Annotated in this window: 27 protein-coding genes; 12 read left to right on the top strand and 15 right to left on the bottom strand. The window is 55.8% G+C overall.

Annotated elements, in window-relative coordinates; all coding sequences use genetic code 11:
* The coding region (locus tag AABZ39_00850) for an LON peptidase substrate-binding domain-containing protein (GenBank protein MEK6793295.1) at positions 1–1,284 on the bottom strand (1,284 nt) is incomplete at its 3' end.
* A 560-nt stretch (positions 1,285–1,844) separates the two neighbouring features.
* On the opposite strand from AABZ39_00850, the gene AABZ39_00845 reads away from it, so the two are divergent.
* Entirely contained in the window at positions 1,845–3,119 is a 1,275-nt protein-coding gene (locus AABZ39_00845) for a hypothetical protein (protein MEK6793294.1), read from the top strand.
* Positions 3,120–3,170: 51 nt separating this feature from the next.
* A complete protein-coding gene (locus tag AABZ39_00840) occupies positions 3,171–3,464 on the top strand; it encodes a hypothetical protein (GenBank protein ID MEK6793293.1) in 294 nt (97 codons plus the stop codon).
* 15 nt (positions 3,465–3,479) lie between these two features.
* Here AABZ39_00840 and AABZ39_00835 read toward each other — a convergent pair whose 3' ends face one another.
* The 6 genes from AABZ39_00835 to AABZ39_00810 form a co-directional block, all read right to left on the bottom strand.
* Complete coding sequence (locus tag AABZ39_00835; GenBank protein ID MEK6793292.1) at positions 3,480–4,346, bottom strand: SUMF1/EgtB/PvdO family nonheme iron enzyme; 867 nt, start codon at positions 4,344–4,346, stop codon at positions 3,480–3,482.
* A complete protein-coding gene (locus tag AABZ39_00830; protein ID MEK6793291.1) occupies positions 4,343–5,086 on the bottom strand; it encodes a DUF3108 domain-containing protein in 744 nt (247 codons plus the stop codon). Before AABZ39_00830 ends, AABZ39_00835 begins: the two co-directional genes overlap by 4 nt.
* A gap of 16 nt (positions 5,087–5,102) precedes the next feature.
* A complete protein-coding gene (locus AABZ39_00825) occupies positions 5,103–6,575 on the bottom strand; it encodes a menaquinone biosynthesis decarboxylase (protein MEK6793290.1) in 1,473 nt (490 codons plus the stop codon).
* 102 nt (positions 6,576–6,677) lie between these two features.
* A complete protein-coding gene (locus AABZ39_00820) occupies positions 6,678–7,163 on the bottom strand; it encodes a hypothetical protein (GenBank protein MEK6793289.1) in 486 nt (161 codons plus the stop codon).
* A gap of 162 nt (positions 7,164–7,325) precedes the next feature.
* Positions 7,326–9,386, bottom strand: coding sequence for a beta-galactosidase (locus tag AABZ39_00815; GenBank protein MEK6793288.1), 2,061 nt, complete (start codon positions 9,384–9,386; stop codon positions 7,326–7,328).
* A 106-nt stretch (positions 9,387–9,492) separates the two neighbouring features.
* Positions 9,493–10,251: a GGDEF domain-containing protein gene (locus AABZ39_00810; GenBank protein ID MEK6793287.1), complete on the bottom strand. Its 759-nt coding sequence runs from the start codon at positions 10,249–10,251 to the stop codon at positions 9,493–9,495.
* A 141-nt stretch (positions 10,252–10,392) separates the two neighbouring features.
* On the opposite strand from AABZ39_00810, the gene AABZ39_00805 reads away from it, so the two are divergent.
* Genes AABZ39_00805 through queD form a run of 3 tightly spaced genes read left to right on the top strand, consistent with a single transcriptional unit; the run spans position 10,393 to position 12,600 of the window.
* Positions 10,393–11,160 (top strand): polysaccharide deacetylase family protein, encoded by a 768-nt coding sequence (locus AABZ39_00805; GenBank protein ID MEK6793286.1) that lies wholly within the window; start codon positions 10,393–10,395, stop codon positions 11,158–11,160.
* Complete coding sequence (locus AABZ39_00800; GenBank protein ID MEK6793285.1) at positions 11,157–12,233, top strand: aminotransferase class I/II-fold pyridoxal phosphate-dependent enzyme; 1,077 nt, start codon at positions 11,157–11,159, stop codon at positions 12,231–12,233. The genes AABZ39_00805 and AABZ39_00800 overlap by 4 nt, the downstream gene beginning before the upstream one ends.
* 1 nt (position 12,234) lies before the next feature.
* The gene (gene queD, locus AABZ39_00795; protein MEK6793284.1) at positions 12,235–12,600 is read left to right on the top strand and encodes a 6-carboxytetrahydropterin synthase QueD; all 366 of its coding nucleotides are present in this window, start codon (positions 12,235–12,237) and stop codon (positions 12,598–12,600) included.
* A 16-nt stretch (positions 12,601–12,616) separates the two neighbouring features.
* Here queD and rplS read toward each other — a convergent pair whose 3' ends face one another.
* From rplS to AABZ39_00760, 7 genes are all read right to left on the bottom strand, one after another.
* On the bottom strand, positions 12,617–13,093 hold the full coding sequence (gene rplS, locus AABZ39_00790; GenBank protein ID MEK6793283.1) for a 50S ribosomal protein L19: 477 nt from the start codon (positions 13,091–13,093) through the stop codon (positions 12,617–12,619).
* Positions 13,086–13,841 carry a tRNA (guanosine(37)-N1)-methyltransferase TrmD gene (gene trmD / locus AABZ39_00785; protein ID MEK6793282.1) on the bottom strand — a complete coding sequence of 252 codons (756 nt, stop codon included), beginning with the start codon at positions 13,839–13,841 and terminating at the stop codon, positions 13,086–13,088. Before trmD ends, rplS begins: the two co-directional genes overlap by 8 nt.
* Positions 13,838–14,344, bottom strand: a complete 507-nt coding sequence (gene rimM / locus AABZ39_00780; protein ID MEK6793281.1) for a ribosome maturation factor RimM — start codon at positions 14,342–14,344, stop codon at positions 13,838–13,840. The genes trmD and rimM overlap by 4 nt, the downstream gene beginning before the upstream one ends.
* 2 nt (positions 14,345–14,346) lie before the next feature.
* Positions 14,347–14,586: a KH domain-containing protein gene (locus tag AABZ39_00775; protein ID MEK6793280.1), complete on the bottom strand. Its 240-nt coding sequence runs from the start codon at positions 14,584–14,586 to the stop codon at positions 14,347–14,349.
* 42 nt (positions 14,587–14,628) lie between these two features.
* The gene (gene rpsP / locus AABZ39_00770) at positions 14,629–15,027 is read right to left on the bottom strand and encodes a 30S ribosomal protein S16 (GenBank protein MEK6793279.1); all 399 of its coding nucleotides are present in this window, start codon (positions 15,025–15,027) and stop codon (positions 14,629–14,631) included.
* Positions 15,028–15,061: 34 nt separating this feature from the next.
* Complete coding sequence (locus tag AABZ39_00765) at positions 15,062–16,441, bottom strand: signal recognition particle receptor subunit alpha (GenBank protein ID MEK6793278.1); 1,380 nt, start codon at positions 16,439–16,441, stop codon at positions 15,062–15,064.
* A 258-nt stretch (positions 16,442–16,699) separates the two neighbouring features.
* Positions 16,700–18,268 carry a DUF4836 family protein gene (locus tag AABZ39_00760; GenBank protein MEK6793277.1) on the bottom strand — a complete coding sequence of 523 codons (1,569 nt, stop codon included), beginning with the start codon at positions 18,266–18,268 and terminating at the stop codon, positions 16,700–16,702.
* A 373-nt stretch (positions 18,269–18,641) separates the two neighbouring features.
* Here AABZ39_00760 and AABZ39_00755 point away from each other — a divergent pair, with 373 nt between their 5' ends.
* The 5 genes from AABZ39_00755 to AABZ39_00735 are packed head-to-tail and all read left to right on the top strand — an operon-like array spanning position 18,642 to position 22,526.
* Positions 18,642–19,358 (top strand): NlpC/P60 family protein, encoded by a 717-nt coding sequence (locus AABZ39_00755; protein ID MEK6793276.1) that lies wholly within the window; start codon positions 18,642–18,644, stop codon positions 19,356–19,358.
* Positions 19,359–19,395: 37 nt separating this feature from the next.
* Complete coding sequence (ftsH, locus tag AABZ39_00750) at positions 19,396–21,366, top strand: ATP-dependent zinc metalloprotease FtsH (protein MEK6793275.1); 1,971 nt, start codon at positions 19,396–19,398, stop codon at positions 21,364–21,366.
* 9 nt (positions 21,367–21,375) lie between these two features.
* Complete coding sequence (locus tag AABZ39_00745) at positions 21,376–21,957, top strand: GerMN domain-containing protein (protein MEK6793274.1); 582 nt, start codon at positions 21,376–21,378, stop codon at positions 21,955–21,957.
* Position 21,958: 1 nt separating this feature from the next.
* Positions 21,959–22,180: an AtpZ/AtpI family protein gene (locus tag AABZ39_00740; protein MEK6793273.1), complete on the top strand. Its 222-nt coding sequence runs from the start codon at positions 21,959–21,961 to the stop codon at positions 22,178–22,180.
* Complete coding sequence (locus AABZ39_00735; GenBank protein ID MEK6793272.1) at positions 22,143–22,526, top strand: hypothetical protein; 384 nt, start codon at positions 22,143–22,145, stop codon at positions 22,524–22,526. The genes AABZ39_00740 and AABZ39_00735 overlap by 38 nt, the downstream gene beginning before the upstream one ends.
* 3 nt (positions 22,527–22,529) lie before the next feature.
* Here AABZ39_00735 and AABZ39_00730 read toward each other — a convergent pair whose 3' ends face one another.
* Positions 22,530–23,336 (bottom strand): helix-turn-helix domain-containing protein, encoded by an 807-nt coding sequence (locus AABZ39_00730; protein ID MEK6793271.1) that lies wholly within the window; start codon positions 23,334–23,336, stop codon positions 22,530–22,532.
* A 30-nt stretch (positions 23,337–23,366) separates the two neighbouring features.
* On the opposite strand from AABZ39_00730, the gene AABZ39_00725 reads away from it, so the two are divergent.
* Positions 23,367–24,629 carry a hypothetical protein gene (locus AABZ39_00725; GenBank protein MEK6793270.1) on the top strand — a complete coding sequence of 421 codons (1,263 nt, stop codon included), beginning with the start codon at positions 23,367–23,369 and terminating at the stop codon, positions 24,627–24,629.
* Positions 24,626–25,621 carry a uroporphyrinogen decarboxylase family protein gene (locus tag AABZ39_00720; protein ID MEK6793269.1) on the top strand — a complete coding sequence of 332 codons (996 nt, stop codon included), beginning with the start codon at positions 24,626–24,628 and terminating at the stop codon, positions 25,619–25,621. The genes AABZ39_00725 and AABZ39_00720 overlap by 4 nt, the downstream gene beginning before the upstream one ends.

The raw sequence follows: 25,621 nt of genomic DNA, 5'->3' as shown, positions 1-25,621 counted from the left end.
TATTATCTTCCCCGGCATGGCGCCGATATACGTACGGCGATGGCCTTTTATCTCCGCCTCATCGCGCATGCCGCCGAGCGAGAAACGGAAGAATTTGCGGTTAAGCGATCCCGCTATCGATTTCCCCATCGAAGTCTTCCCCACGCCGGGGGGGCCGACGAGACAGATGATGGAACCCTTTGTCCCCGGCTTGAGCTTGCGGACGGCGAGGAATTCCAGGATGCGTTCTTTCACATCATCGAGGCCGTAATGGTCGGCGTCAAGTATCTTTTTCGCTTTTTTGAGATCGATGGATTCCGTGCTTTCCGTATTCCACGGCAAGGTGAGCGCCGTTTCGAGATAATTGCGCGTGATGGCGAATTCCGGCGAGTGACTGTCGGTCATCTCGAATTTCTCTATTTCCTGCGTCATCTTCTCGAGCACTTCCTCGTTGACCTTGAGCTCGGAGATTATCTTCTTGAAGCGTTCGAGCGTTTTTGTGCGTTCGTCGGTGGCCACCCCGAGCTCTTTCTGTATCTCCTTCAGCTGTTCGCGGAGAAAATAATCGCGCTGCTGCTTCTGCACCGTCTCGTTTATCTTGCCCTGAATCTTGTGCTGTATCTTGACTATCTCTTTCTCTTTTCTGACAAGGTCAAGCACTTTGTGCATGCGTTCGCGCACGTCGTATGTCTCAAGTATCTCCTGCTGCTTCGAGCGCTCGACATTGAGCATGGAAGTGATGAAGTCGGCGAGCTTGCCCGGCTCGTCCACATTCACCATGGTCAATCGCATCTCCTCGGTAAAGAGCGGGTTGTCCTCGGATACTTCCTTCACCTCGGCGATGAGCGCGCGGGTGAACGCTTTCATTTCAAGCGCATCGTCATCGGTCTTGATCGTGGTCACATCCGGGATGTAGAGCGGTTCGACGCGTATGAAGGGGGAGAACGATTCGAATTTAAGTATCTTGTAGCGGCGTATCGAATTGATAAGTATGTTGACGCCATTGTCGGGAAGATTGAGCTTCTTGAATATCTTGGCTACAACCCCGGTCTTGTAGAGCGACGATTCGGCGAGATCGGTCTCTTCGTTGGTGCTCTCGTCCATAAGGAGATTGAGCCCGAGGAAACCGTGATTATTATCGATGGCATCGTTGATCGCTTCGATGTACCGCCCCGGGCCGACGACGAGCGGGGTGTAAAGCCCGGGGAATATCGGCTTCGTTTTTATGGGGATGACGTTTATCCGCGCCGGCAGCCTCTCCTCAACGAGCACGAGGGGCTGGGGTTCATCTTGCTTTTCTTCCATGGAAAGGGCCGACCTCAATAGAGTGATTCGTATCTCACACGATACAGTAACCGTGCCGCTCAAGCCATAGTCAAAACCGGCGTTTCGAGCGGTTTTGGTACTATATTATAAATACGGCCTTTGTCAATAAATCCAGGCGCCCCAAATCCATGCAAAAGGATGAAGAGAAACCACGAAGTTCACGGAGAAAAGGCAGAGAAAGAGCAGAAGGGGAGCCGAACATTTTCATTCGAAATGTGAAATCTGCGTATCATCCTCCGCGCAAATGGAAAGAGAAAACCACGAAACACACGAAAAGTACGAAAGCGGATACGATTTTCGGTATTCGATTTCCTTGCATTTTTTCGTGTCTTTCGTGATTTTCGCGGTTCGTTATTTCTCCCGCTCGGTATTTGTTTTTGATCCCGTACACGCGAATGCATGCCGTATGATTATACGTTCGCTTTCTGTTCTATCTCGATTTGAAAGGGAGGGGCTCCTTCCTCCACAGATAAAAACAATTCCTTTTCAGGCAATGGAATCCCGATAAAGCGGCATTATCATAGTGCAAGGAGATACCAATGATGACCATTTCGGAAAAGTTCCCGCGATATACCGAGCATGACCCGCTTGTGCCGACCTGGTGCGTAACCCCGGATGCCGGCGGGTCGATACACCGCTTTTTTGATACATCGCCGATAAGCCCATCGGGGCGATATCTCGCGGTGTTCCGCATGCCCTTCGAGGACAGGCAGCCGGGGCCGGGCGACGCGGGCGAGGTGTGCATCATCGATCTCGCCGAGGGAACGGAGAAGATAGTCGCGAAGAGTTGCGGTTGGGAGCCGCAGATGGGTGCAAATATCAATTGGGGCGCCGATGACCATACGCTTTTTTTCAACGATGTCGATACGACGACCTGGAAGCCGTTCGCATGGAAGCTCGATCCCGTGAGCGGAAGCCGTGTGCGGATGGATGGAACGGTATACCACGCATCACCGGACGGACGCTGGCTCATATCGGCGAACATGTCCACCATGCGGAAGACCCAGCCCGGCTACGGCGTCCGCATACCCGATGAGCAGGTACGGTGGAACAAAGGGCCTTCGGCCGATGATGGGTTTTTTATCACGGACACATCGAGCGGCCGCTCACGGCTCCTTATCTCGATACGCGATATGCTTGAGCGCGCAGCACCGCGCGTGAACATCGGTGATGCATCGCAGTATGAGATATACGGCTTTCACAGTAAATTCAATCCGCAGGGGACGAGGCTCATGCTGAGCCTCCGCTGGTTCCCGTTCCACGACACACCGCGTTTCAATATGTTCGCAGAGGCGTACAAAGAAGTTCGTTATGCCTGGGTGACCATCGGTGTTGACGGCAGTGAGCCGCATTGTGCTGTCGGTCCCGAGCAGTGGGAGAAGGGAGGGCATCATGCCACTTGGTTCCCGGACGGCAGACATATTTCCATGAACTTGAACATCGACCGCGATGTGCTCCGATTTGTGCAGGTCCATGAGGACGGGACGGCTCTCAGGAAGATACGCGATGACCTGATCGGATCGGGGCATCCCACGATACATCCGAACGGACGCCACCTGCTTACCGATACTTACACGAAGGAAAAGACGGCATTCGGCGACGGTACGATACCCCTGCGCTGGATAGAGCTTGCCACGGGAAATGAGGTATGCGCGGTTCGTATCAATGCCGCACAGCCGTGTCCCGATGCGGTGATGCGCATCGACCCGCACCCGGCCTGGGACCGCACGTGGCGATATGTGACGTTCAATGCATTCGTCGGCGGAACGAGGCGTGTGTTCGTGGCGGACTTCGGCGATATGCTGAAACAGTAAGCGCGGTTCTGTTCGCTTGCTTTCCGGCATGCTTTGGGATATTATGTATACATGGAGATATCGCTCAATCGACTGCGGTTGACCTCCGCACCGGATAATGGCCGCCCGCGGCAAGCGGTGCGCGAGAAGGAGTTCACGCTTACCGGTGTCGATAAACAGCTCCTTGAGAAACTGAACCGCGAAGAGATAGCGCGTGTGGAGAAAAGCGCCGATGAGCAGCGGAGCTATCTCAAGTCGCTCGGGTTCGATACGTATCTTGTCGGTTATGTGAACGGCTACGGCGCCGTTACCGTCGATCTGAGTTCCACAAGCTACGGCTTTGTCAATGTGAACAAACAGGCGTAACGTGCGTTCGCGATGTTACCGCGGCCGCGCGATGACGACACGGAATCCGTTCTCGAAACTAGCCGTGCTCGGTGCTACATAATTCCTCGCAGCAGTACGCAGCGTATTGTTCTGTTCGGATATGCATCCGCCGCGCATGACGCGGTATTCTCCGGCGAAAGGGCCGCTCGGGTCCTTTATAGTTTTCGCATCATAATATCCGTAAAAGTCGAAGCACCATTCATAGACATTGCCGGCCGTATCATACAGTCCGAACGGATTGGGCTTTTTCGTACCGACGGGATGCGTGCGTCCCGTGCAGTTCGCATAATTCCAGGCATAGTCGCCGTTGATAGCGGCGCCCCAGAAGAAGTGCGTTGTCGTTCCGGCGCGTGCGGCATATTCCCATTCCGCCTCGAAGGGAAGGCGATATCCGCCCGCCCGCGGCAGCACTGAGGTGCCGGTAAGTTCGATGCGTCCCGTGCGGTAGATGGTACTCCGCGCACTCGTCGTATAATAGCATACCGGTCGCTTTTCCATTTCAGACGCGGCATTGCACCACTTTATCGCATCGTACCAGCTGACGCCGGTCACCGGTTCGTTGTCCGTGTGTTCGCTCGTGTCGAGGAAGTGGCCGCCCTTAGTGCCGGTATTGTCAAAACGATAGCCGCGGGAGAGTGCCCAGGAGTATACGCGCTGCCACTCGCTGTATGTCACCTCATGCGCACCGATGGAAAATGGACCGACCGTTACCGTACGTATCGGTTTCTCAGTGTACTCGATGGGAGAGCCCATGGTGAATGTACCGCCCGGCAATGGTATCATGATCATTTCGTTCGACGCGGGCGTAAGGAGCGTTGGAACGATGATGCATGCGGTCACGAAGCGGCGCATCGTCGTCATAGAAGCTTGCCCGATATGTATTTTGCCAGACGCGCCCGCGCCACGAGCGTGAACCGCGATGAACGCACTGCCGGTATGTTCACATCGAACGGCAGGAACTCGAATTCCTTCGCCAGATTGACGGTGAAGCCGTAGAAGATATGTTCATGCGTCTGCAGCACCGATACGGTACCGTCCTTCCGGAGCGGCTTCATGCGCATCGGTGTCCCTTCGCTGAACGTGAACTCTTCATCGCGCAGGCGGTCGTAATCGAGCCATATGAAATCGAACGGCCTGTCCTTCGGCGCACGGCGCAGCGCATAGAGGGCGGTGATGACGTCCATGGCCCGCGGCGGCAGATGTATCTTCTTGCCGCTCGGATTGCGGCGATCGGTATAGACGCCGATGCGTTTCTCGACATCGATATCGAAGGTGATGTCGTTCGACCATTTCCCCTGACGCACCTGGTAGACCACGCGATGCGGCGTGAACGTGGATGCATCGAACCAGGATTGAAAGACATTATTGAACGGGAATATCGGCCGTATGATGTCGGCTGCCCTGATGCGGACGACGGCATGATGGAGGAGCGTGCCGCGCATATTGGTCGTGCCGATCATCTCAAGTTCTATGGTGCCGACCTTGCCGGAAAGGCCGAATTCAGGAAGCTCTATGGCCAGGTCATAGAAGCATTTTTCACCGGGGGTGAAGGCAGCGAGCGTGAACGATGCCACTGCGAAGAGCACAATGGTTCTCTGCATCACTCCCTCCGGAACATCACTTCGGGAATACGCCGCTGTCAGACCACTTCTTCCTGAGCGCGTTCATGAATGCATCGCCGCGCGCAAGTTTGTCGGGGTATTCGCGGACGTCGGCCTCGTTCTTCCATTTCCGCGTGGCGTCGACGCCGAGCTTTCCGCCCACTGCGGCGCGCGGGGCTGCGTGATCAAGCTCGTCAAGCGGTCCCTCGCCGAACACAAGATCGCGTTTCGGGTCTATGTTGTTCAGCATCACCCAAAGCGCTTCGCGATCGTTCTCCACATCCACATCCGAATCGACGACGACGATGACCTTTGTGAGCATCATCATCCCGAGGCCCCAGAGGCCGTAGATGACCTTCTTTGCATGCGAGGGGAATTCCTTTTTTATCGATACGAACACGAAGTTGTGGAACACGCCCCACGACGGCATCGAATAGTTCACTATCTCCGGGAGCATCATCTGTATCACCGGAAGGAAAATGCGCTCGGTCATGTAGCCGAGATAGTAATCCTCCATCGGCGGTACGCCCACGACCGTGGCGGGGTATATCGGTTTTTTGCAGGATGTTATCGCTTCGAGATGGAAGACGGGATAGTCGTCGGCGAGTGAGTAATAGCCGGTGTGATCGCCGAACGGGCCTTCGCGTCGGAGCGGCTCTGTCGTGTCGACATAGCCTTCGAGAATGATCTCGCAATCAGCGGGGATGAGGAGGTCGTTCGTCACGGCTTTTGTGACACGGACGTTCTCGCTGCGGAGGAATCCGGTGAACGCGTATTCATCTATCTGCGGGGGGAGCGGGGCAGTGGATGCGTATACGAGCGCGGGCGAGCCTCCCAAGGCGACGCAGACGGGCATTTTCTGTATGCCCATTTCCTGATGTTCGCGATAATGACGCGCGCCGACCTTATGTCGATGCCAATGCATGCCCGTAGTACGCGCATCGAATTTCTGCATGCGGTACATGCCGATGTTGTACGTCCCATCCTTGGGGCTTTTTGTTATCACCATGGGGAGCGTTATGAACGGTCCACCGTCGCCCTCCCAGCAATGGAGTATCGGGAGCGTATCGAGCGAGGCCTCCTTCGTATGGACGACTTCCTGCGCATAACCGCCGTTCACTTTCTTCGGGGGGAGCGCAAGGAGGTCCTTCGCCTCACCGATGAGGGAGAGCATGTTCGAGAGGCCGCCGCGCATTTTCACGATATCAAAAAGCGAGCGTATGCGTGCCGGTATCGCGGCGAGATCGTCGACGCCGAAGGCGAGTTTCAGGCGCTCGAACGAACCGAAGAGATTGACCGCGAGTGGCTGTGATGAGCCTTCGACATGTGTGAAAAGCATCGCCTTTCCGCCGTTGGGCTCTTTCATCATGCGTTCAGCGAGCGCAGGTATCTCAAGGCGGGCGGAGGCCTCTTTCTCGATGGTGATAAGTTCGTTCCTGTCCCGAAGGAGCTCGATGAATTCTCGTATCGTCTGGGGAGAAGTGCTCATGACCTGTCCAATAATTACTGTTCGCCAAGTATACTATGCCCCGTGGGCGTGTCAATAAATAGGAACGCCGCGGTCGCCCGCGGCGTTCCAAGCGGCATGCGCCTATTTCTTTTTCGCTTCTTTCGTAAGGTCTATCTCACCCGCGCATTTTATCTCACCGAGATTATACTCTTTGCGGTTCCCATAGAACTCTTCGAATATCCCTTTCTCTGTGACCAATTCGAATGCATCGGCAGAAAAGAGTCTCGGCCGAACGACAACGAAGGCGTCCTCGCTCGCATTGACCGTTATTTCCTTCGTGAATTCAAGCGTCTTGTCCGCCTGTTTCGTCTTTATCGTGTATTTGTGCGCGCCTGCTTTCAGGTATATGGCACCGTACTGCAGCTTGTATGTTGCGACCTCTTTGCCGTCGACCTCGATCTTTGAGCCAAGTGCGGTGAGCGTCATGATGTAGATGGCGGCGCTTTCCTTCGGGCGATTGCTGAAATCGTCCTTGAAATTGTCGCCGAACAATCCCGCCATGAGAAGTGCACTCGATACAAAGCACAGTGCCGACACGATCACGATCGATCTTCCAGGGTTCTTCATCGTCAGTCCTCCTGCCATTCGAATGGGCATGGAATGCGGTCTTCCATGGTCACGAGCACGAAGCGATATCTGTCGGTACATAACCATTGGCCCGTGGTAGAGTGATATTACCATTCTGCGCCGAATTTGCAATGTATCGGCGTGCTTTGGTCCGTCGCTGCCTTATATTGATGCGAGCACTCGTACGCCGAACGGCTCAAGATCGAGCGTCCCGCGAACGGTGCCGCCGGCGAGCATATCGGTGAATTCCTTGCCGAGAGCGACCTGCTTGTTCGTATCGGTGAAATTCATGACGAACACGAAGCGGCTCTTTCCGTCGGTGCGATAATGCGCGGTCACCCCCTCTGGAAGCTCGGTGTCGAGCGAGCGTGTGAGCGATGATCCATCGCTTATGCCGCGGTAGAAGTCGTCGAGGAAGCGCTGCTCCATGCGTGCGGCGAGATAATATGCTTTCCCTTTGCCGATCGAGTTCACGGTAAGCGCCGGGTTGCCCGCATAGAAGTCCTTTTCGTAGGTGCCGATCACCTGTGCGCCTTCGGCATGGACTTGATCGCAGAAGAGGCGCGCTTCGTAGGTGCCGGAGAGACCAAGATCGTTCTTTCCCATGACGATGCCGTTCTTCTCGCCGGCGCTTATCGCATCGATCTCCTCGCTCCAGATGCCGAGCGTCTTTCTGAGCGGTCCGGGCCAGCCGCCGAGAAAGCACAGGTCATGCTCATCGACGATGCCGGAGAGATACGTCGTTACGAAGGCGCCTCCCTTCTCGACGAATGAAGCGATGCGTTCGCCGACGCCGGGCTTCACCATGTAGAGCATAGGCGCGATGATGAGCTTGTATCTGCCGAGGTCTTCGTTCATATCGATGACGTCGACGGGAATGCCGCGGCGCCAGAACGAGCGATAGTGATCGACGCATTCATCGGGATATTTCCGTTCGCCGTCATTGCGCACGCCGCAGAAGTCGTCGATGGCCCAGCGATTCTCCCAATCGTAGATGATGGCGGTCTCCGCCGGTGTTGTCGTGCCGACGACAGCATCGAGTTTCGTGAGCGCCTCGCCGACCGATGTCACATCGCGGAATACTCGTGTGTTCTCGTGTCCGACATGGTCGACCACGGCGCCGTGGAATTTCTCCCACGAACCGCGGCTCTTCCGGTATTGGAAATACTGTACCGTATCGGACCCGTGCGCTACCGCCTGGAGCGATGCAAGCTTGTGCATGCCGGGCCTGCGGAGCTTCGCCGCACGCTGACCGTTCGTCGGACTTGGTGCGCTTTCCATGAGCATGAAGGGTTTTCCCTGCTTGAGAGAGCGATTGAGATTGTGCACGAAAGCGAAATATTCAGCGATCGTCTGTTCGCTCTGCCCGCTCTCATGCCACGGCGGATACTCGTCCCAGGAAACGATGTCCAGATGCGGCGCGAGCTTCCAGTAGTCCAGACCGGTGTAGAACCCCATGAGATTCGTCGTCACCGGGACGTCAGTGGTTATGCCCTTCAGCGAGTCTATCTCCATCTTCATGAAATCGACGGTCTGATGCGTCACGAAGCGTTTCCAGTCGAGATTATGGCAGTGTACGGACTTTTCGCCGATCGGCGAGGGCGATTCTATCTGCGACCAGTCCGTATAGATGTGGCTCCAGAACGTTGTCCACCACGCTTTGTTGAGTGCATCAATATCGTTATGGTAGCGCGTCTTAAGCCAGGAACGAAATGCTTCCTGGCAGAGCTCGCAATGGCATTCACCGCCGTATTCGTTGGACAGATGCCAGACAAGGAGCGCCTTGTGATCCTTATATCGCTTTGCCATGCGCGTATTCATCTCGCGCACCTTTTTTCGGTATATCGGCGAGGTGTAGCAGTGATTATGCCTGAGCCCGTGCAGATTGCGCCTGCGCTCGCCCGTTACGCGGAGCACTTCGGGGTATTTCTGCGAGAGCCACGCGGGGCGCGCGCCGGACGGCGTGGCGAGCACGGCGTACATGCCGTTCTTCTCGAGCGTGTCCATGATGCGGTCAAGCCAGTCGAACGTGTACTTGCCATCGCTCGGTTCAAGCGCCGTCCAGGCGAATATGGCTATGCTCATCGCATTGATATGAGCGAGTTTCGCCAGCCGGAAGTCCTCGTGTATTATCTCCGGCAGGTGAAGCCATTGGTCGGGATTGTAATCCCCGCCATGCAGCATGTGCGGATAGCGCGGGTTTATAGACGGGTAACGGTCCATGGGGAACTCCTTGGCGGATATTGTAGTGATGGTTCGGACAAAAGACAAGAAGCGGCGTTCGTTTTTTTTCTGGACAATAGTGCGCAGAACAGGGACAATCGTGCGATTACTTGCGCTTGCCCCGTGCATCATATTTTGTGCGGATGCTGTGGTAGTCCTTGGTGGGGTCGTAGGTGCAGAACCGGTCCTTGCCGGCGAGCTTTGCGTCGTAGAGGGCGTCATCGACCTCGCGCTGCAGCGTGAGGTATTTTTCCTTCATAGTGCTGTCGCTTATTTCCTTGAGGCTCATCGACGGTATCTTCATCATACTGACACCGCCGCTTATCGTCGGGCGTATCGTGTCGCCGTTGAAATCGTACTTGAGCTGACGCATGGCGCCGTAGATACGGTCGAGGTAGACGCCGGCACCGGCGAGATCGGTGGCGGGGAGGAGCACATCGAATTCCTCGCCGCCGAAACGGATGGGATAATCCGTCGGGCGCGACGCGGTGCGCAGTATCTTCGCCACATCGATGAGGACGATATCGCCTTTATCGTGGCCGTACTTGTTGTTGAGGTGCGAGAAGTTATCGATGTCGAAGCGTATGTACGATATCTTGAAATCATCGTTGAGGGTAGGGCGGTCGAGCACACGCGATGCGGTCTTGACGATCATCGTGATGTAATCGTCCTTGTATTTGAGCAGGTTGGTCTTTTCATCGATGTTCACGCGCTCTTCGAGCACGGCGATCTTATCGAGCAAAGAGTAGTATTCGAGTTCCATGACGCGAAGAGCATCGATCGTGGTCTCTTCGACGACATCGTGCTCAAGCAGATGCCGCATGACCTCGATCGCTTTCAGACTGAATTTACTTAATTCCTTCATGCGTCCGTTCCCCGCTGTATAACCGGTCCGGTATTATGTTAATGATGATGGTATATTATTTTCATATTTTTGCAATCCCCTTGCGGAAACGGCGGCATCCGCTATAATATCGCCGCTTCATCGATGCAAGGATACAATGATATGCTCATCGTCCGGTGCGCGGCACTTCTTTTCGTCATCCAATCCTGTTTTGCGGCAAGCAATACGGTGTTCATCCTCTGCTATCATTCATTCATAGGGCAGGCGAGCAAGTCCTATACCGATATACCGCTTGCGGACTTTCGGGCGCAGATGAACGAGATCGCATCCGCTGGTTTCCGATTCGTATCGTATCCTGATATCACCAACGGTTCGGTCTCCGGCAGGACGAATGTGCTTATCACGATAGACGACGGCTACCGTACGCTCATTACGGCATATACCAATGTGCTTCGGCCGCTCGGCGTCCGCCCGGTGCTGGCCATATACCCGGGGATAATCGGTGTCGGGAGCGCGTTCCTCACCTGGGGCGAGCTCAAAGCGCTCGCTGACGATGGGTGTACCATAGCGTCGCATGGTTATGATCATGAGCGCGTGAACAATGACCTCTTCATCACGCTCCCGCAGGTGTTCTCGAACGAGATATTCCGCTCAAAACGCGTGCTTGAAAAGCGTCTCGGCGTCCCCGTGGAGCTCTTCGTCTACCCCTACGGCATACGATCGCCGGTGACCGTATCGCATGTGCGCGCCGCCGGATATAAGAACGCCTTCACCATCATCCGCGGCCCGGTGAAGATACCGCTCAGCAGCAATCCGGATAATCTGCAGATATACCGCTACATGATAATCCGCGACAAGAAGGACTGGGCGTGGATAATGTCGTTCATGAAAGGCTATTCATACGAGCAGCAGCAAAGGAAAGAAGCATGATATCCCATTCACGGCCGACCATTCAGAAAAAGGACCTTGAGGAGGCGCTCGCCGTCCTTATCAGCGATAAGCTCGCCACCGGCGATGTTATCTATGACTTCGAGCGCGCGTTCGCGAACTATTTCGGGAAATCGTATTCGGCGGTGTTCGTATCGACCGGTACCGCCGCGCTCACTCTCATACTCGATCAGCTCGGTATTGCGGAGGGCGATGAGATAATCCTCTCGGCGTACCTCAATGCGTCGCCGCTCTCGGCGATACTGCAGTGCAAGGCGAAACCGGTGCTCGTCGACATCGGCGATAATACCTACAATATGGATATGGACGAGGTGCATGCGAAGATCACCGATCGCACCAAGGCGATAATCGTATCGCATATGTTCGGGAGTGTGGCCCTCATCGATGAGCTCTCCGAAGTGAAGGTGCCCATCATCGAGGACTGCGGTCATTCCCTCGGGGCGCGCTTCAAGGATACGCAGCCGGGCAGCTTCGGGGATTTCGCCTACTTTTCGTTCGCGGCGACCCGCATGATAACGAGCGGCGGCGCCGGCGGGATGATACTCACGCGCAAGAAAGGCGTTGAGGGCATCCGCGACATGCGCCATTATGACAAGAAGGACGATTTCAAGAAGCGATACAATTTCTTCCCGACGGACCTGCAGGCCGCCATCGGTCTTGCGGAGCTTCGCGAGCTTGACAAGGACAACCCCGTGCGCAACAAGGGCATGCTTCAGCTCCGAAAAGAGATCGCCGCTATCTATACCGCCTCGGCCATGCAGGCGAAATGTTCGCGCCCTATCGTGCATGATGCCGAAGTGCCCAACAATTACCGCTATGTGGTCAAGTTGAACGGCGAGATGAGCGTGCAGGAGACCATCGATATGTTCAAGCGGCAGGAAGTGGAGGTCGCGCGCCCCGTCTACAAGCCCCTCTATCATTATCTCGGCATATCACGGAGCGAATTCCCCAAGGCCGAGGATGCGCATCGAAAGTCGGTGTCGCTGCCGATATATCCCTCGCTCCTGAAAAAGCAGGTCGAGCTCATATCCAAACTGATAAAGCGGATACGCTGACATGTTCCGGCTGACGATCATGGGCGAATTCGAGAGCGCGCACTATCTGCGCGGATACAAGGGCAAATGCGAGAACATGCACGGGCATAACTATAAGGTGGAGATAGCCGTGACCGCCGAGGATGTGATGAGCGACGGGCTTGCCATTGATTTTGTCGAGTTGAAGAAACATCTCCGCGAGGTGACCGAAAGTCTCGACCACAAAATGCTGAACGATATCCCCTATTTCAAGACGATAAATCCGTCAGCGGAAATGCTCGCTCGTTACGTGTTCGGCAGACTGAAGGAACTGCTGCCGGCGCACATCACCCTCGAGCGTGTGCGCATATGGGAGAATGACCGCCAGTGGGCGGAATATTTCGTCTAAGTCCGTTCCTGCAGGATCACTTCGCCGATTTTTTCTCGGCCTTTTTTTCAGCCGGCGCAGGAGCTGCCGCTTCAACCGGTTTTTCGGCAGGTTTTTCAGCCGGTGCAGGAGCCGTTGCTTCTGTTTCGGCGTTCTCGACCGCGGTGACCTTTAATCCGAGCTTCTCGACGAGACGCGATTTCTTGCCGGATTTGTTGCGCAGGAAGTAGAGTTTCGCGCGGCGTACTTTCCCGCTGCGTACGATCTCTATCTTCTCGATGCGCGGCGAGTGTAGAAGGAACGTGCGCTCAACGCCGATGCCGTATGAGATCTTCCGCACTTTTACCGTGCGTCCGGGGCCGCTGCCCTTCAGCGACATGACAACACCTTCGAAGGGCTGCACGCGCTCTTTGTCGCCTTCGATGATCTTTACGTGCATACGCACCGTGTCCCCGGGGCTTACCGCAGGGACTTCCTTCTTCTGTGCGTTGTTCACTACCATCATTTTATCCATTGTCTTTCTCCTTTATCTTCAAATGTTCGAATATATACCGTATATCTTCCGCGGTAAGCTTCGCTTTCGCCAGAAGATCGCTTCGGTACTCAAATGTGCGCAGGACGCTCCTTCTGCGCCGCCACGCTTCAATGTCCCGGTGATTCCCGCCCTTAAGCACCGCATCCACGTCGCCGCTTTCGCATGACGGGGGACGCGTGTACTGCTCGTGCTCTAAAAGGCCATGCATGCGTTCTTCGAACGTATCGCCGGGCACTGACGCATCGTTGCCGATAACGCCGAAATAGCGCACCATCGCATCCACGATGACAAGGGCCGCCGCTTCTCCGCCGGAAAGGACATAATCGCCGATAGATATCGCCTCGTCGGCATACCGCGATTCGACACGCCCATCGACGCCCTCGTAGTGTCCGCAGATGAACGTCAGCCGTTCTTTCTCCGCCAATCGCTTTACGATCGGCTGCGTGAGGGGTGTTCCGGTCGGCGTCAACAGTACGACATGCTCGCCCTTCTTTTTCGGGTTCGCACGGTAGTACTTCTCGAACGGCTCTACGCTCATCACCATGCCGGGTCCGCCGCCGTACGGGTAATCGTCGCATTTTCTGTGACGGGTAAGGCCGTACTCACGCAGATTCACCAGGTCAGTCTGTAAAAGATCGCCTTCCCGTGCTCCGTCTATCACGCCCGTCGCGAACGGCGAGGTGAAGAAGTCCGGGAACAATGTCAGTATCGTCAGGTGCATCCTCATGCGAAGAACCCCGAAGCGCGCACCGTCATGCGCCTCGCGGCCGTATCGACCGTGACTATCGCCTTCACGAACGGTATGTTCACCGTTCTTTCCGGCCCTGTCACCTCAAGCACATCATGCGCTTTCGTGCGGATGATACCCGCCACCGTTCCGCGCACAATGCCCTTTTCATCGACCACCGTCATTCCGATGAGATCATCGATATGATAGCTGTCCGCCGGGAGGGGAGGGAAATCTCCTTCTCCTACCGAGACCGTGCTGCCGGTCAGTTTTCCGGCGGCATTCATATCGTCGATGCCCGTTACTTTGATAACCGCTGCATCAGTGAGGAATTTCACCGATACAACGTCGTACGCGTTCGATCGCTCATCGCGTACCAGGTATATCCTCCGCACATTCGCCAGAAAACGTATATCGTCAAGCGAGCCGTACGGCGTTACCTTCAGTTCACCGCGGACCCCTTGCGGCCGCACCACGGTGCCGACCGCAACAAAGCCGTCCATCGTCAATTGTCGATGATATCGAGCGCCACGCGCCGCCCGGTCTTAATGCCCGAGGCGGAGAGCAGTGTTCTAAGCGCATGTGCAATGCGCCCGCGCTTTCCGATGACCTTGCCCACATCGTCCGGGGCTACCGTTAGTTCGAGCACGGTACCCTTGTCATCCTCGACAACGTTCACCGAAACGGCATCCGGTTTATCGACAAGCCGTTTCGCAAGGTATTCTACCAGTTCTTTCTCTTCCATCGATTTCTCCATGCGCACACGGACCGGACATTCCCGAGCGCGTTATGCCTTTACTTCTTCTTTCTTTTCTTCTGCCGCTGGCGCTGCAGGTGCCGCTTCCGGCGATGCTGCTGCCGCGGCGGCCTCTTTCGGGCGCGTCGAGCGGCGCTTTTCCGGTTTGCGCACCTTGAGCGGCGGGCGAGTGGATGTCTGCGGCGTTTTTTCTATGACGCCGGCAGTGGCCAGTATGCCCCATACCGTGTCGCTCGGCTGTGCGCCTTTGGCTATCCACGACTTGGCGAGTTCGCCGTCGATCTTGATCTGTTCCGTTGCCGAGCGCGGGTCGAACCAGCCGAGTTCCGCGATGAAGCGTCCGTCCCGAGGGCTCCGGGAGTCGGTCACTACGATGCGGTAATGCGGCTGATGTTTGCGCCCGATGCGTTTGAGTCTGATTCTTACCACGAAAGTTCCTCCGTTGGAATATCTCTATGAAAAATCACTTCATAGTCCTTTCAAATGCGTTCGCGTCCATGCTGTTCATATCGACGCCCATGCGCTCGAGCCCCGCCATCATGCGGTCCATTTTCTTCCTGCTGCCCATCATGCTGCGCATGGTGTTGAATTGCTTGAGCAGGCGGTTCACTTCATACACCGATGTGCCGCTTCCCTTGGCGATGCGTACGACGCGGGAATTGTTGAGCGGAAAAATGGCAAGCCGCTCTTTTTTCGTCATCGATTGTATTATCGCCTTGAAACGGCGTATCTGCTTTTCCTGTTCGCCCATCATGTCGTCGGGGAGGTCATGCGTGCCGGGGAGCATGGCCATTATCTTCGAAAGTCCGCCCATGGACATCGTCGAATCGATCTGTGTGAGATAATCATTGAAGCTGAAATTGTTCTCGATGATGTTCTTCATCATCTCTTCGGCTTTTTTCTGATCGATGGCCGCTTCCGCTTTCTTCACGAGCTTGACGACGTCGCCCATGCCGAGCATGCGCGATGCGACACGTTCGGCGTCGAATTCGTCGAAGTCCTCGAGGTGCTCGCCGGTGCCGATGAATTTCACACGCGTGCCGGCGGCATATTTAAGCGAGAGCGCGCTCCCGCCCCTGGCATCCGAATCGTATTTTGTCATAATGACGCCGGTAATGCCGACCGCATCGCGGAACGCTTTCGCGGTATTGAATACGCTCTGTCCTGCCGTCGAATCGACGACGAGGAGCTTTTCCGTGCTTTCCACGGTGTTCGCCACGCGTTTCAGTTCCTGCATCATCGCATCGTCAAGTTCGAGGCGTCCGGCGGTATCGACGATGAGCAGATTGATAGTTTCTTTCTTTGCGACAAAGAGCGATTTTTTCAATATCTTATGTGCCTTGTCTTCCTGCTTTTCAATATGACAGCGGACGCCCGCCTGTTCTGCGAGCGTGGCAAGCTGTTCCATGGCGGCGGGGCGATGCACATCGAGACCGACGAGCATGACGCGTTTGCTTTTCTTATAGTGTGCGGCGAGCTTTGCCGCCGTCGTTGTTTTCCCTGAGCCCTGCAGCCCGAAAAGGAGCACTATGGAAAGTTTTTCATCGGGAAGGAGCGAGAGGCCGGGCTTTTCTTCGGAGCCGCCTATCATTGCAGCAAGCTCTTCGTGGACAATGGCGATGAACTGCTCGCTCGGGTTGACGCCTTCGAGCACATCGGTGCCGACAGCACGCTTGAGCACGGATGCGGTGAACTTTTCGGCCACTTCGGTGTTCACGTCGGAGGCGATGAGCGCGTCCTTTATGAGCGCGACAGCATCAGTAAGCTGCTTCTCAGTCAGCCTTTTCCTGCCGCCGAGCGCGGAAAGCGCGCCGGTTATACTTTTTGTCAGTCCTTCAAGCATGCGTTCTTCTAATGCACCTGAGAGTATTTAGGCCTGCGATTATATGCGGAAATAGGCGAAAAGTCAAGCGAATTTCCTAACCCACATCCTTACGTAAGGGTAAAGAAAAGCCACAGAGATCACCGAGAAAAAGCTGAGAAAAGACAGAGAGAAGATAAAAAGACACCCGTTGGGTGAAAACCAATTCCCGCTCTATCTCTGTGTTCTCCTGCTTTTTCTCTGTGGTTGCATTTCTCTTGCATGATGAATTCGACCCGGCTATTCGTTTCTCCGCCTTTTTGATTGTGACGGGCTAAGATCGGTGAACACGGCATCAATCCATGATAATACCTGCGTGAGCGCGTTGATGGATGGGTCGGCGAGTCCGGCGCGAACGGTCGATGCGACCGTTCGGTCCTGTGTCATCGCGGCGCTTATGGCAAGTGTCATGAGCTTGCCGCGCGCCGCCTGCGCCCCGAGCGCTGCATCGACGGTGCCGCCGCTGATGAACGCATCCAGCAGGGCATCGATATTCAGTGCGATGTGGACGCTGTTCTCCGTCATGGCATGCATCGATCCCGGGGAGGGGAGGTCCTTCGGTTCTGCTCCGAAGAGAACGTCCTTTCTGCCCGGTGTGGAGATGAAAAGGATGTCGCCGCGGACGATGAAATACACGAGCTCGAAACCCGGCTCCTCGGATACGAGCATGTAGTAGCCGGTGTTGTTCGTCGTCATGTGTTCCAGCACGCCCTTATCCGCGATGAGGTTAAGGAGCTTTGTCATGCCAGGAGCATCACAGGTGAATGCTGCAAAAAATTCGTAGTGTTTCCTGTCAAGATCGAGCTTGGTGATGGATGCGAGGCAGTCGCCTTTGAGGAGCTTTACTGCATCCGTGAAAGGGTAGTTGAGATCGTGGTCAAAACGTTCGGCGATGCCGTTCAGGGTGTTATTTGATATTTTTCGGACCATCTGCGAAGCGGCGGTGCTGTCGAAAGCGGCTGTTACGAGCGCCAGTGGTTTTTCGCCGGCATAGCGGGCGATGCGCGCATCGAGCTTTCTTGGAAGTTTTCGGAGCTCCTCGTCCGCCTTGATGCGGTAGATGTCGATCGAACACTCCACGCGTCCGGGGAAGAACTCAAATCCCGCGCTGACAAAGCGCTTGCTTTCCGGACGAATGTTCGGCATCGCCTTGCCGGGACTGAACAAGAGCTGCGTGACGAAGGCAAGGTGTGAATAGATGGCGATATCCGTTCTTCGATCCGCTGCTGTTCGGAAACGCTGATCGGCGAGCAGGGAATTTTTCTCCGAAGCTGCCGCGATGTGGGCATCGAGCGTGAACGCGAGTTCGACCTCGAGCGCCCGGTCGGAGTACAGAAGAATGAAGGCATCGTCGGTGAATCCCGCGGCGATCCCCTTTCCCGTGCCTGCGATGAGCGAATATCCGCGGCGCGGCAGTATGCGCATGCCGTTCTGCCCGGCGAACGAAGCGAACGCCATTTTTGCCCGGGCACTGTCTGCCAATCGCAGGACGAGCCCGACCTCGGCGACCTTTGCCGCATTGGTTGCGACGGTGATAAAGATATATGCATTCGCATGGGCATCGATGCCGTATGCCGCGGGATTGGTGACAATGGAAATGATGCGAAGCTTTTCGATCTCCTCGAACGCTTTTCGAATGAAGTTATTGGTAAGGGCGCTTTCCCCCGCTTTCTCGGCGCATCGTGAGGGGGAGAACATCGCGACAAGGGGCGCATCGATCGGGATGAAACGCTCGTGACGCATCTCCCCAAAGAGCGTGGCGGAGAGAATAACGAACGATAGTATGATGCCGATCGGGAACGATCTCATCTGCCGTAACCGCCTGTGCATGGAGTATATAATCCATCGGGCATCTGTCAATCGTCCGGTTCGGAAAGAGGGGAAGCGGCGATAGAACAGAAAGCGAACGCAAAGCGATCAGGGTGCGAAGCTTTTTTGGCCGCCGTGCCATCGTTACGGGTGGCCGTGTGTGCTTGATGGCGGAAGCGCAGAGAACAAGCATGCATTGTCATCTGTCTTATTTGCGATTCTGACGGGTGTATGAGTCGGCATATGGTCGATTTTGTTGAATACTTGACGTCATCATTGACTTTTATGCCCCCTGTGCTAGAATAGCCTGCCTTAAAAAACATGCACGGGAGCGATTTGACTTGTGAAAAAAGAATGCTATTGTTGCTCTCCGATGAAATTTGTATTTCTTCTTTGTGCGGCGTCCGCGCTTTTCGCCCAGAATTACGGCAATGATTCGTCCTATCAGCGCATGGTGGATGAGAAGGGCGTGCGTTTGACGAAAGAGCAGGAAATGCTCTCCCGTGCCGACATAACCAATTGGGCCATGAAGGTGAAGGGGATGAACCCCGCGTATCAGCAGTCGATACGTCTTCCGCATCCGAAGAAAAAGGACCTTGTCACGTATTCCATCGACTGCTCGGGGTATACGCTCGCCGCCTATACTTCGGCGAATGTCATGGTGTTCGAGAAGCAGGCGAAGATAATTTCGGGGACCACGGGCGTGAAGATAATGTACGACACGCTTAAGGGGTACAAGAAGATATACCGTCGCACACGCCCGAAGACCGGGGACATCGTGTTCTTCGATAACACCTGGGATGCGAACGGCAACGGCGCATATGATGATCCGCTCACGCATACGGGCATCGTGCTCGATGTTGACAGCATGGGCGTGATACGGTATCTTCACAGCTATGCGAAGGGCGTCGTGATAAGCCATGCGAATCTCTATTATAAAGATAAATACATGATGGAAGGCCGCGAGTTCAATACCTTTCTGAGGCGCAAGCTCTCCGGCGATTCGTCATCGGTAAAATATCTTTCCGGGGAATTGATCCGTGCGTTCGGTACGGTGTTCGACATCCCCGCCGACGGCGAAGAATTCTAAGTATCATACGGAGAAGTAGATGAGTCAGAAGAACGGGATGAAAAAACTGCTGCCGAAGAAAAAGCCTATCGGCCCCGGGGACGGGAGCGGCGGCAGTCAGATACTGCTCCTCCTTGTCGTCCTCGTCGTCCTTCTCTGGTTCATCGTGCCGAGCATCTGGAAATCCACGACGCATGAACCCAAGGTCTGGACGTACTCGCAGTTCATTGAGAATATCACGAACGACCGTGTCGTCGAAGTGAAGATCGTCGACAATGACATCAACGGCGTCTTCGCCGAATCGTTCAACGGTTCGGCCACCAATTTCCCTTTCAAGACGTATATACCGTATACCGACCCCGAGCTCATACCGCTTCTCACCAAACATCGGGTGAAATTCAGCGGCGAGGCGAAGAAGCAGGACTGGCTGCTCCTCCTTATCATGAACGTGGCCCCTATCCTTGTGCTTGCGTTCATCTTCTGGTTCTTCATGTTCAGGAATATCCAGGGCGCAAATAATCGCGCCATGTCGTTCGGCAAGAGCCGTGCCCGCATGCTCCGGAAAGAGGACGTCAATATCACGTTCAAGGATGTCGAGGGCTGCGAAGAGGCGAAGGTGGAACTGCAGGAAGTCGTCGAATTCCTGAAAGAGCCCGGCAAATTCACCAAGCTCGGGGCGAAGATACCGAAGGGCGTTCTCCTTGTAGGGCCTCCGGGCACCGGGAAAACGCTCCTTGCGAAAGCGGTGGCGGGCGAAGCGAGCCGGCCGTTTTTCAGCATGAGCGGCAGCGAATTCGTTGAGATGTTCGTCGGCGTCGGCGCGAGCCGCGTACGCGATCTCTTTGAACAGGGCAAGCGCAACGCACCGTGCATCATCTTCATCGATGAGCTCGATGCCGTCGGGCGCACACGCGGCGCCGGTTACGGCGGCGGTCACGACGAGCGCGAACAGACGCTCAATCAGATGCTCGTAGAGATGGACGGATTCTCCACCGATCTCGGCGTCATTATCCTCGCGGCGACCAACAGACCGGACGTTCTCGATCCCGCATTGCTCCGCCCCGGCCGATTCGACAGGCAGGTCGTCGTCGATATCCCCGACGTGCGGGGGCGCGAGGGCATTCTGCGCATCCATGCTGCGAAAGTGCAGATGGAGCCGGATGTCGATCTCAAGATCATCGCAAAAGCGACGCCCGGATTTTCCGGTGCCGATCTGGCGAATCTCATCAACGAAGCGGCACTCCTTGCGGCGAGACGGAACAAGAAACTTGTTTCGACCTCCGAGCTTGAGGAAGCGAAAGACAAAGTGATGATGGGCCCCGAGCGGCGCAGCCTTGTCATAAGCGAACGCGAGAAGGAAAATACCGCATATCACGAGTCGGGCCATACGCTTGTGGCGATAATGCTCCGAGAACACGCGGACTCGCTTCACAAGGTGACCATCATCCCGCGCGGGAGATCGCTCGGTTCGACATGGAAGCTTCCCACGGACGGCCGATACACCGCCGATGTACTGAAGATACGTGCCGAGATAGCCATGCTCCTCGGCGGCCGTGCGGCGGAAGAGCATAAGTACGGTAATTTCACGACGGGTGCATCGAACGATATCGAGCGCGCTACCGATCTCGCACGGCGCATGGTCTGCGAATGGGGCATGAGCTCGCTCGGACCGCTCTCCTTCGGGCAGAAGGAGATGCCGATATTCCTCGGTAAAGAAATAGCGCGCCATAAGGACTACAGCGAACAGACGGCGCAGAAAATAGATGCCGAGATAGAGAAGATCGTGATGGAGCAGTACGCGCTCGCCAAGCGCTTCATCGCGGAGCATAACGATAAGCTCGAACTGCTCGCCAAGGCGCTTCTTGAACGCGAGGTGCTCGATCTCGAGGACATGGAAAAACTGCTCGGCATGACGATACGCAAGGAAGAGGAAAAGCTTACCTCGGTATCCTCGTCCGGCAAGCCGGCACCGGCTGAGAACGAGGCGGGCGGTACGGAAGAAAAGAAGCCGCCGCGGAAGAAGAAATAGGGGGATCCCATGGGTCCGCTCGACACTATACGATCATTGTTCGTCGGCATCGACCGCGATGCACGGAAACGCAACCGCGCGATACTTTTCGTCGTGTTCGTAGCCGGCGTGGCGCTATTCTTCCTGTGGATGCTCATGCGTTCCGTGTTCACGCCGTATTCCGTACGGACGATATATTTCTATGACGAGCGCGCCCGGCGCGTGAAAAGCGAACGGCAGGAAGTGCTGAATGCGTCCACGGATGCCGGCCGCATACAGGCGGTCATTGAGGCGATGCGTAACGGTCCCGTGAGCCCGTCGCTCATGCGGCTTATCCCCTATGAGACGGATGTGCGCAATATTTTCTACACGGATCATTCGCTCATCATCGATCTCAGCGAGGGGTTCTTTCTCAAGCTCGAGGAAGGCCGCGAGGTGTCAGCCGTGGAAAGCGTGCTCTCTACCGTGTTCGCGAATTTTCCCTCCGTGCATGAGATACGCATCGTCGTGAACGGCACGCCGATAGGCGTTCTGGGCGGCACGGTCAACTGCAATCGTTCTTTCATCAGGGAAGACCTGAAGAAAGAGCCGTTCAGGCCTGCGAGAAAGTAGCGTGCGTTATTTCAATCTCGGGCTGGAACTCGCCGTTGCGGTCGCATTGTTCACGGTCGGGGGCGTATTCCTTGACCGATGGATGAAGACGCTGCCGCTTTTCACTGTCATCGGTTCATGTATCGGAATCGTCGTGGGCGGCTATCTTGTCTATAAAGAAACGATGCGGCTTATCAGGGGGAGCAATGGGCGACGCGATAATAAAAAGACTGATACCTTATAGCATTGCGCTCGGGGCCGCCGCCGTTGCGGCGTTCGTCGTCAATGCCGTGTTCATACCGCCGATGCTCCGCGTGTCGGTCGCAGCCGCGGTGGCGTACAGCATGATCGTCATCGGGGCGATGTTCTTTCTGAAATTCAAGGCGCTTTCGAGCGATCCGCAGACGGCGTTCTTTCTCGTGTTCGCGAGCGTGTTCCTCAATATTCTATCGGTGTTCATGCTGCTCGGTCTCGGCACCGTGTTCGCGCTCAATCATCCGGCGCTGCTCCTTGCATTCGCGGCGTTCTATCCATTGTTCTATATGGGGCTTGCGCTCTTTGTGTTCGGCGTCAGGAAGAACGCGGAATGATGCTTAACGCGATAACGCCCGTTTTCTGAACGCCGATGGGGTGATATTCGTATGCCGCTTGAAGATGCGTGAGAAATATGCAACGTCGTCGAATCCGCATTCCTCTGCAATTGACTCCACACTGCCTCTCTTCGTGCAGAGCATTGCGCGCGCATGGAAAAGCCGCTGGTCGATGATATGCTTTACCGGTGACGTTCTCATACGCCGCTGATAGAGGTCGCGCAGCTGCCGTTGTGTCACCCCGAGCGTTCGCGTGAGCTCACGGACGCTTATCATGCCGTGCCGTTCGCTTATTATCGAGAGCGAGCGCTGGAGCACGGCGCCGTCGCTGCGCATGGACGATCTCCCTTCGACGGTCCGCTTGATATGACCGATCAATTCGTACGCGTATCCCATGCGTATATCGTCAGCGCCCGGCCCGCTGTCCTTTTCCGAAAGGAGCCGTTCCCCGGCAAGCCGTATCAGCCCCGAGGTATCATGCCAGAGGCCTGTGAAGCGTTCCAGTCCGCTCCCGTCAAGCTCGATGCAGACGGAGACGAGATCGGTATCATTGGTCTGGTCATGGGCGATGCCGCCGGGGGTGATGGTGAGATCGTTCTCGCGCACGGGAAAATGCCTGCCGCCGATGATGGTGCCGCCGCTGCCGCGGACATAGATGACGACCTCGAGCCATCCGTGCGTATGCGGGGCGACATGCTTCCCGCGGACAGCATGCACCGTGCGTATGTTCCTGAACGTCATGACGCGAGTATATAACCGCCGGTCGAAAAGTGCAAAACGGTCGTTCCATCCATTGCCCCTCATTCTCATTGATCGTATATTAACGCGCAAGGAGCGGTTATGACCATTGCGCCGGTTCGCACGGAGATAGAGATGGTACGCGGTCTTGCCCGCGAATATGCGGAGGCGGCGGGCGATGCGTCCCTGGAAGAGCGCAGACAGCGTTGGCGCGATCTGCATGCGTTCGCCATGACGCGTCCCCCGGTGCAGGTGATGGGGAACGGCTTCCATGAAACGCAGATGCATACCGTTGCGGCAGAAGATCCGTTCCTTCGCGGCCTTGAGATATCTCTGCGGTATCAGCTCTATCAGCATTCCCTCGGGGATGACACCGTGCTGAAACCGTATCATCTCGTTCATGCGGTCTACGCCGACGGCGGCATCCCGTGGGGTGAGGGCAACACGGAACTATGGGGTGTGAGCCTCAAGGTCAAGTCGCTCGCGGGCGGGGGCAGGGATTTTTTTCATGATGTACCGCTGCGATCGTATGCCGATATCGCGAAGCTTTCCCTGCCGGACCATGCGTTCGATGAAGAGGCGACGAATGAACGAGTATACCGTGCACAGGATGCTATCGGCGATATCATACCCGTCGTCGTTTCGCGTGCGCCGTTCTACCGGAACTTTCACGGCGATATCTGCAGCGATCTGATAAAGCTTCGCGGTCAGGAACAGGTGCTGCTCGACATGTACGATGCCCCGGCATGGCTCCATGAGCTCCTTGCATTCATGCGCGACGGCGTGCTCGCGGATCAGTTGTCAGGCGAAGCCGCCGGTGACCTCCATGCATACGACGCATACTGTCAGGGCGAGCCGTACGGCGGCGGCTGTATCGAGCCTTCGGCAAGCGATGCGCCGGTGCTTCGGAGCGATCTCTGGGGATTCGGTGCATCGCAGGAATTCACCATGGTGTCGCCTGCCATGTTCGATGAGTTCATGCTTGCCTATCAGATACCGATACTTGAAAAATACGGTGCGGTCGGCTACGGTTGCTGCGAGGACTTGACGGCGAAGATACCGCTTCTCAGGAAGATCCCGAACCTGAAACGCATAGCCGTGACGCCGTATGCGAACGTGGCGAAATGTGCCGAAGCCATCGGTAATGATTATATCATCTCCTATCGCCCGAACCCTACGGATATGGTGAGTGTCGGCTTCGATGAGGATCGCATACGCCGTATCCTCCGCCGTGACCTCTTGTCGCTGCGCGACTGCCATTTTGATATCACGCTCAAGGATGTTTCGACGGTTGGCAATGACCCGCGCAGGATACCTGCATGGGTGCGTATAGCGAAAGAGATTATCAGGGAGATGTTCGAATGAACGTGCGTGAACGTTTTCAACGGGTGATGAACTTCAAGCCTGTCGATACATTACCCGCGATGGAATGGATATGCTGGTGGGACAAAACGCTTGCCCGCTGGCATGACGAAGGCCTCCCGAAGGACCTCTCTCGTGAGGATGTGCTGCGCCACTTTTCAATGGATGTCCATGAATGGATATGGCTTTCACCGCGCGGGAACATCACGCGTCCGGATGGAAAGACCAGGAGCGAGGGCGTCATCGATACCGAGGCTGATTATGACAATCTTGTCGCTCCGGTGCTCGCACGAGGGCCAGTGATAGACCGTGATCGGTTGAAGCGTATCGCCGACATGCACGCGAAGGGCGATGTTGTCGTGTGGCTGCAGCTTGACGGCTTCTTCTGGTATCCCCGCGAGATATTCGGCGTGGAGCGGCATCTCTATGCCTTCTTCGATCAGCCGGTGCTTATGAAGCGCATGAACGATGACCTCTGCCGATATAATGCCGCATGTCTCAACATTGTGCTCGAATACCTTACGCCTGATGTCATGACGTTCGCGGAAGACCTGTCGTATAACAGCGGGCCGATGCTGAGCCGCGAGCAGTTCGATGAATTCATCGCGCCGTGCTATCACCGCATCATCCCCCTCGCGAAAACGCGCGGCATCATTCCCATGGTGGATACCGACGGCGACGTGACATCCGTCGTGCCGTGGTTCATCGACGCGGGTATTGAAGGGTGCCTGCCGCTCGAGCGGATGGCCGGTGTCGATGTGGCAAAGCTCAGGCATGATCACCCGTCGTGGCGCATGATCGGCGGTTTTGATAAGACCGTCATGCATCGCGGAGAGGATGCGATACGCACCGAGTTCGAGCGCCTTCTGCCGGTGATGCGTTCCGGCGGGTATATCCCCACGACCGATCATCAGACGCCGCCCGATGTGAGCGTGGAGATGTTCCGCTGTTACACGCGGCTTCTCCGTGAATATTGCGCAAAAGCAGCGATATGA

This window comes from Spirochaetota bacterium, from assembly GCA_038043445.1.
GTDB lineage: Bacteria > Spirochaetota > Brachyspiria > Brachyspirales > JACRPF01 > JBBTBY01.
The sequence above is the reverse complement of the archived record's forward strand: the minus strand, read 5'-3'. Positions and strand labels throughout refer to the sequence as shown.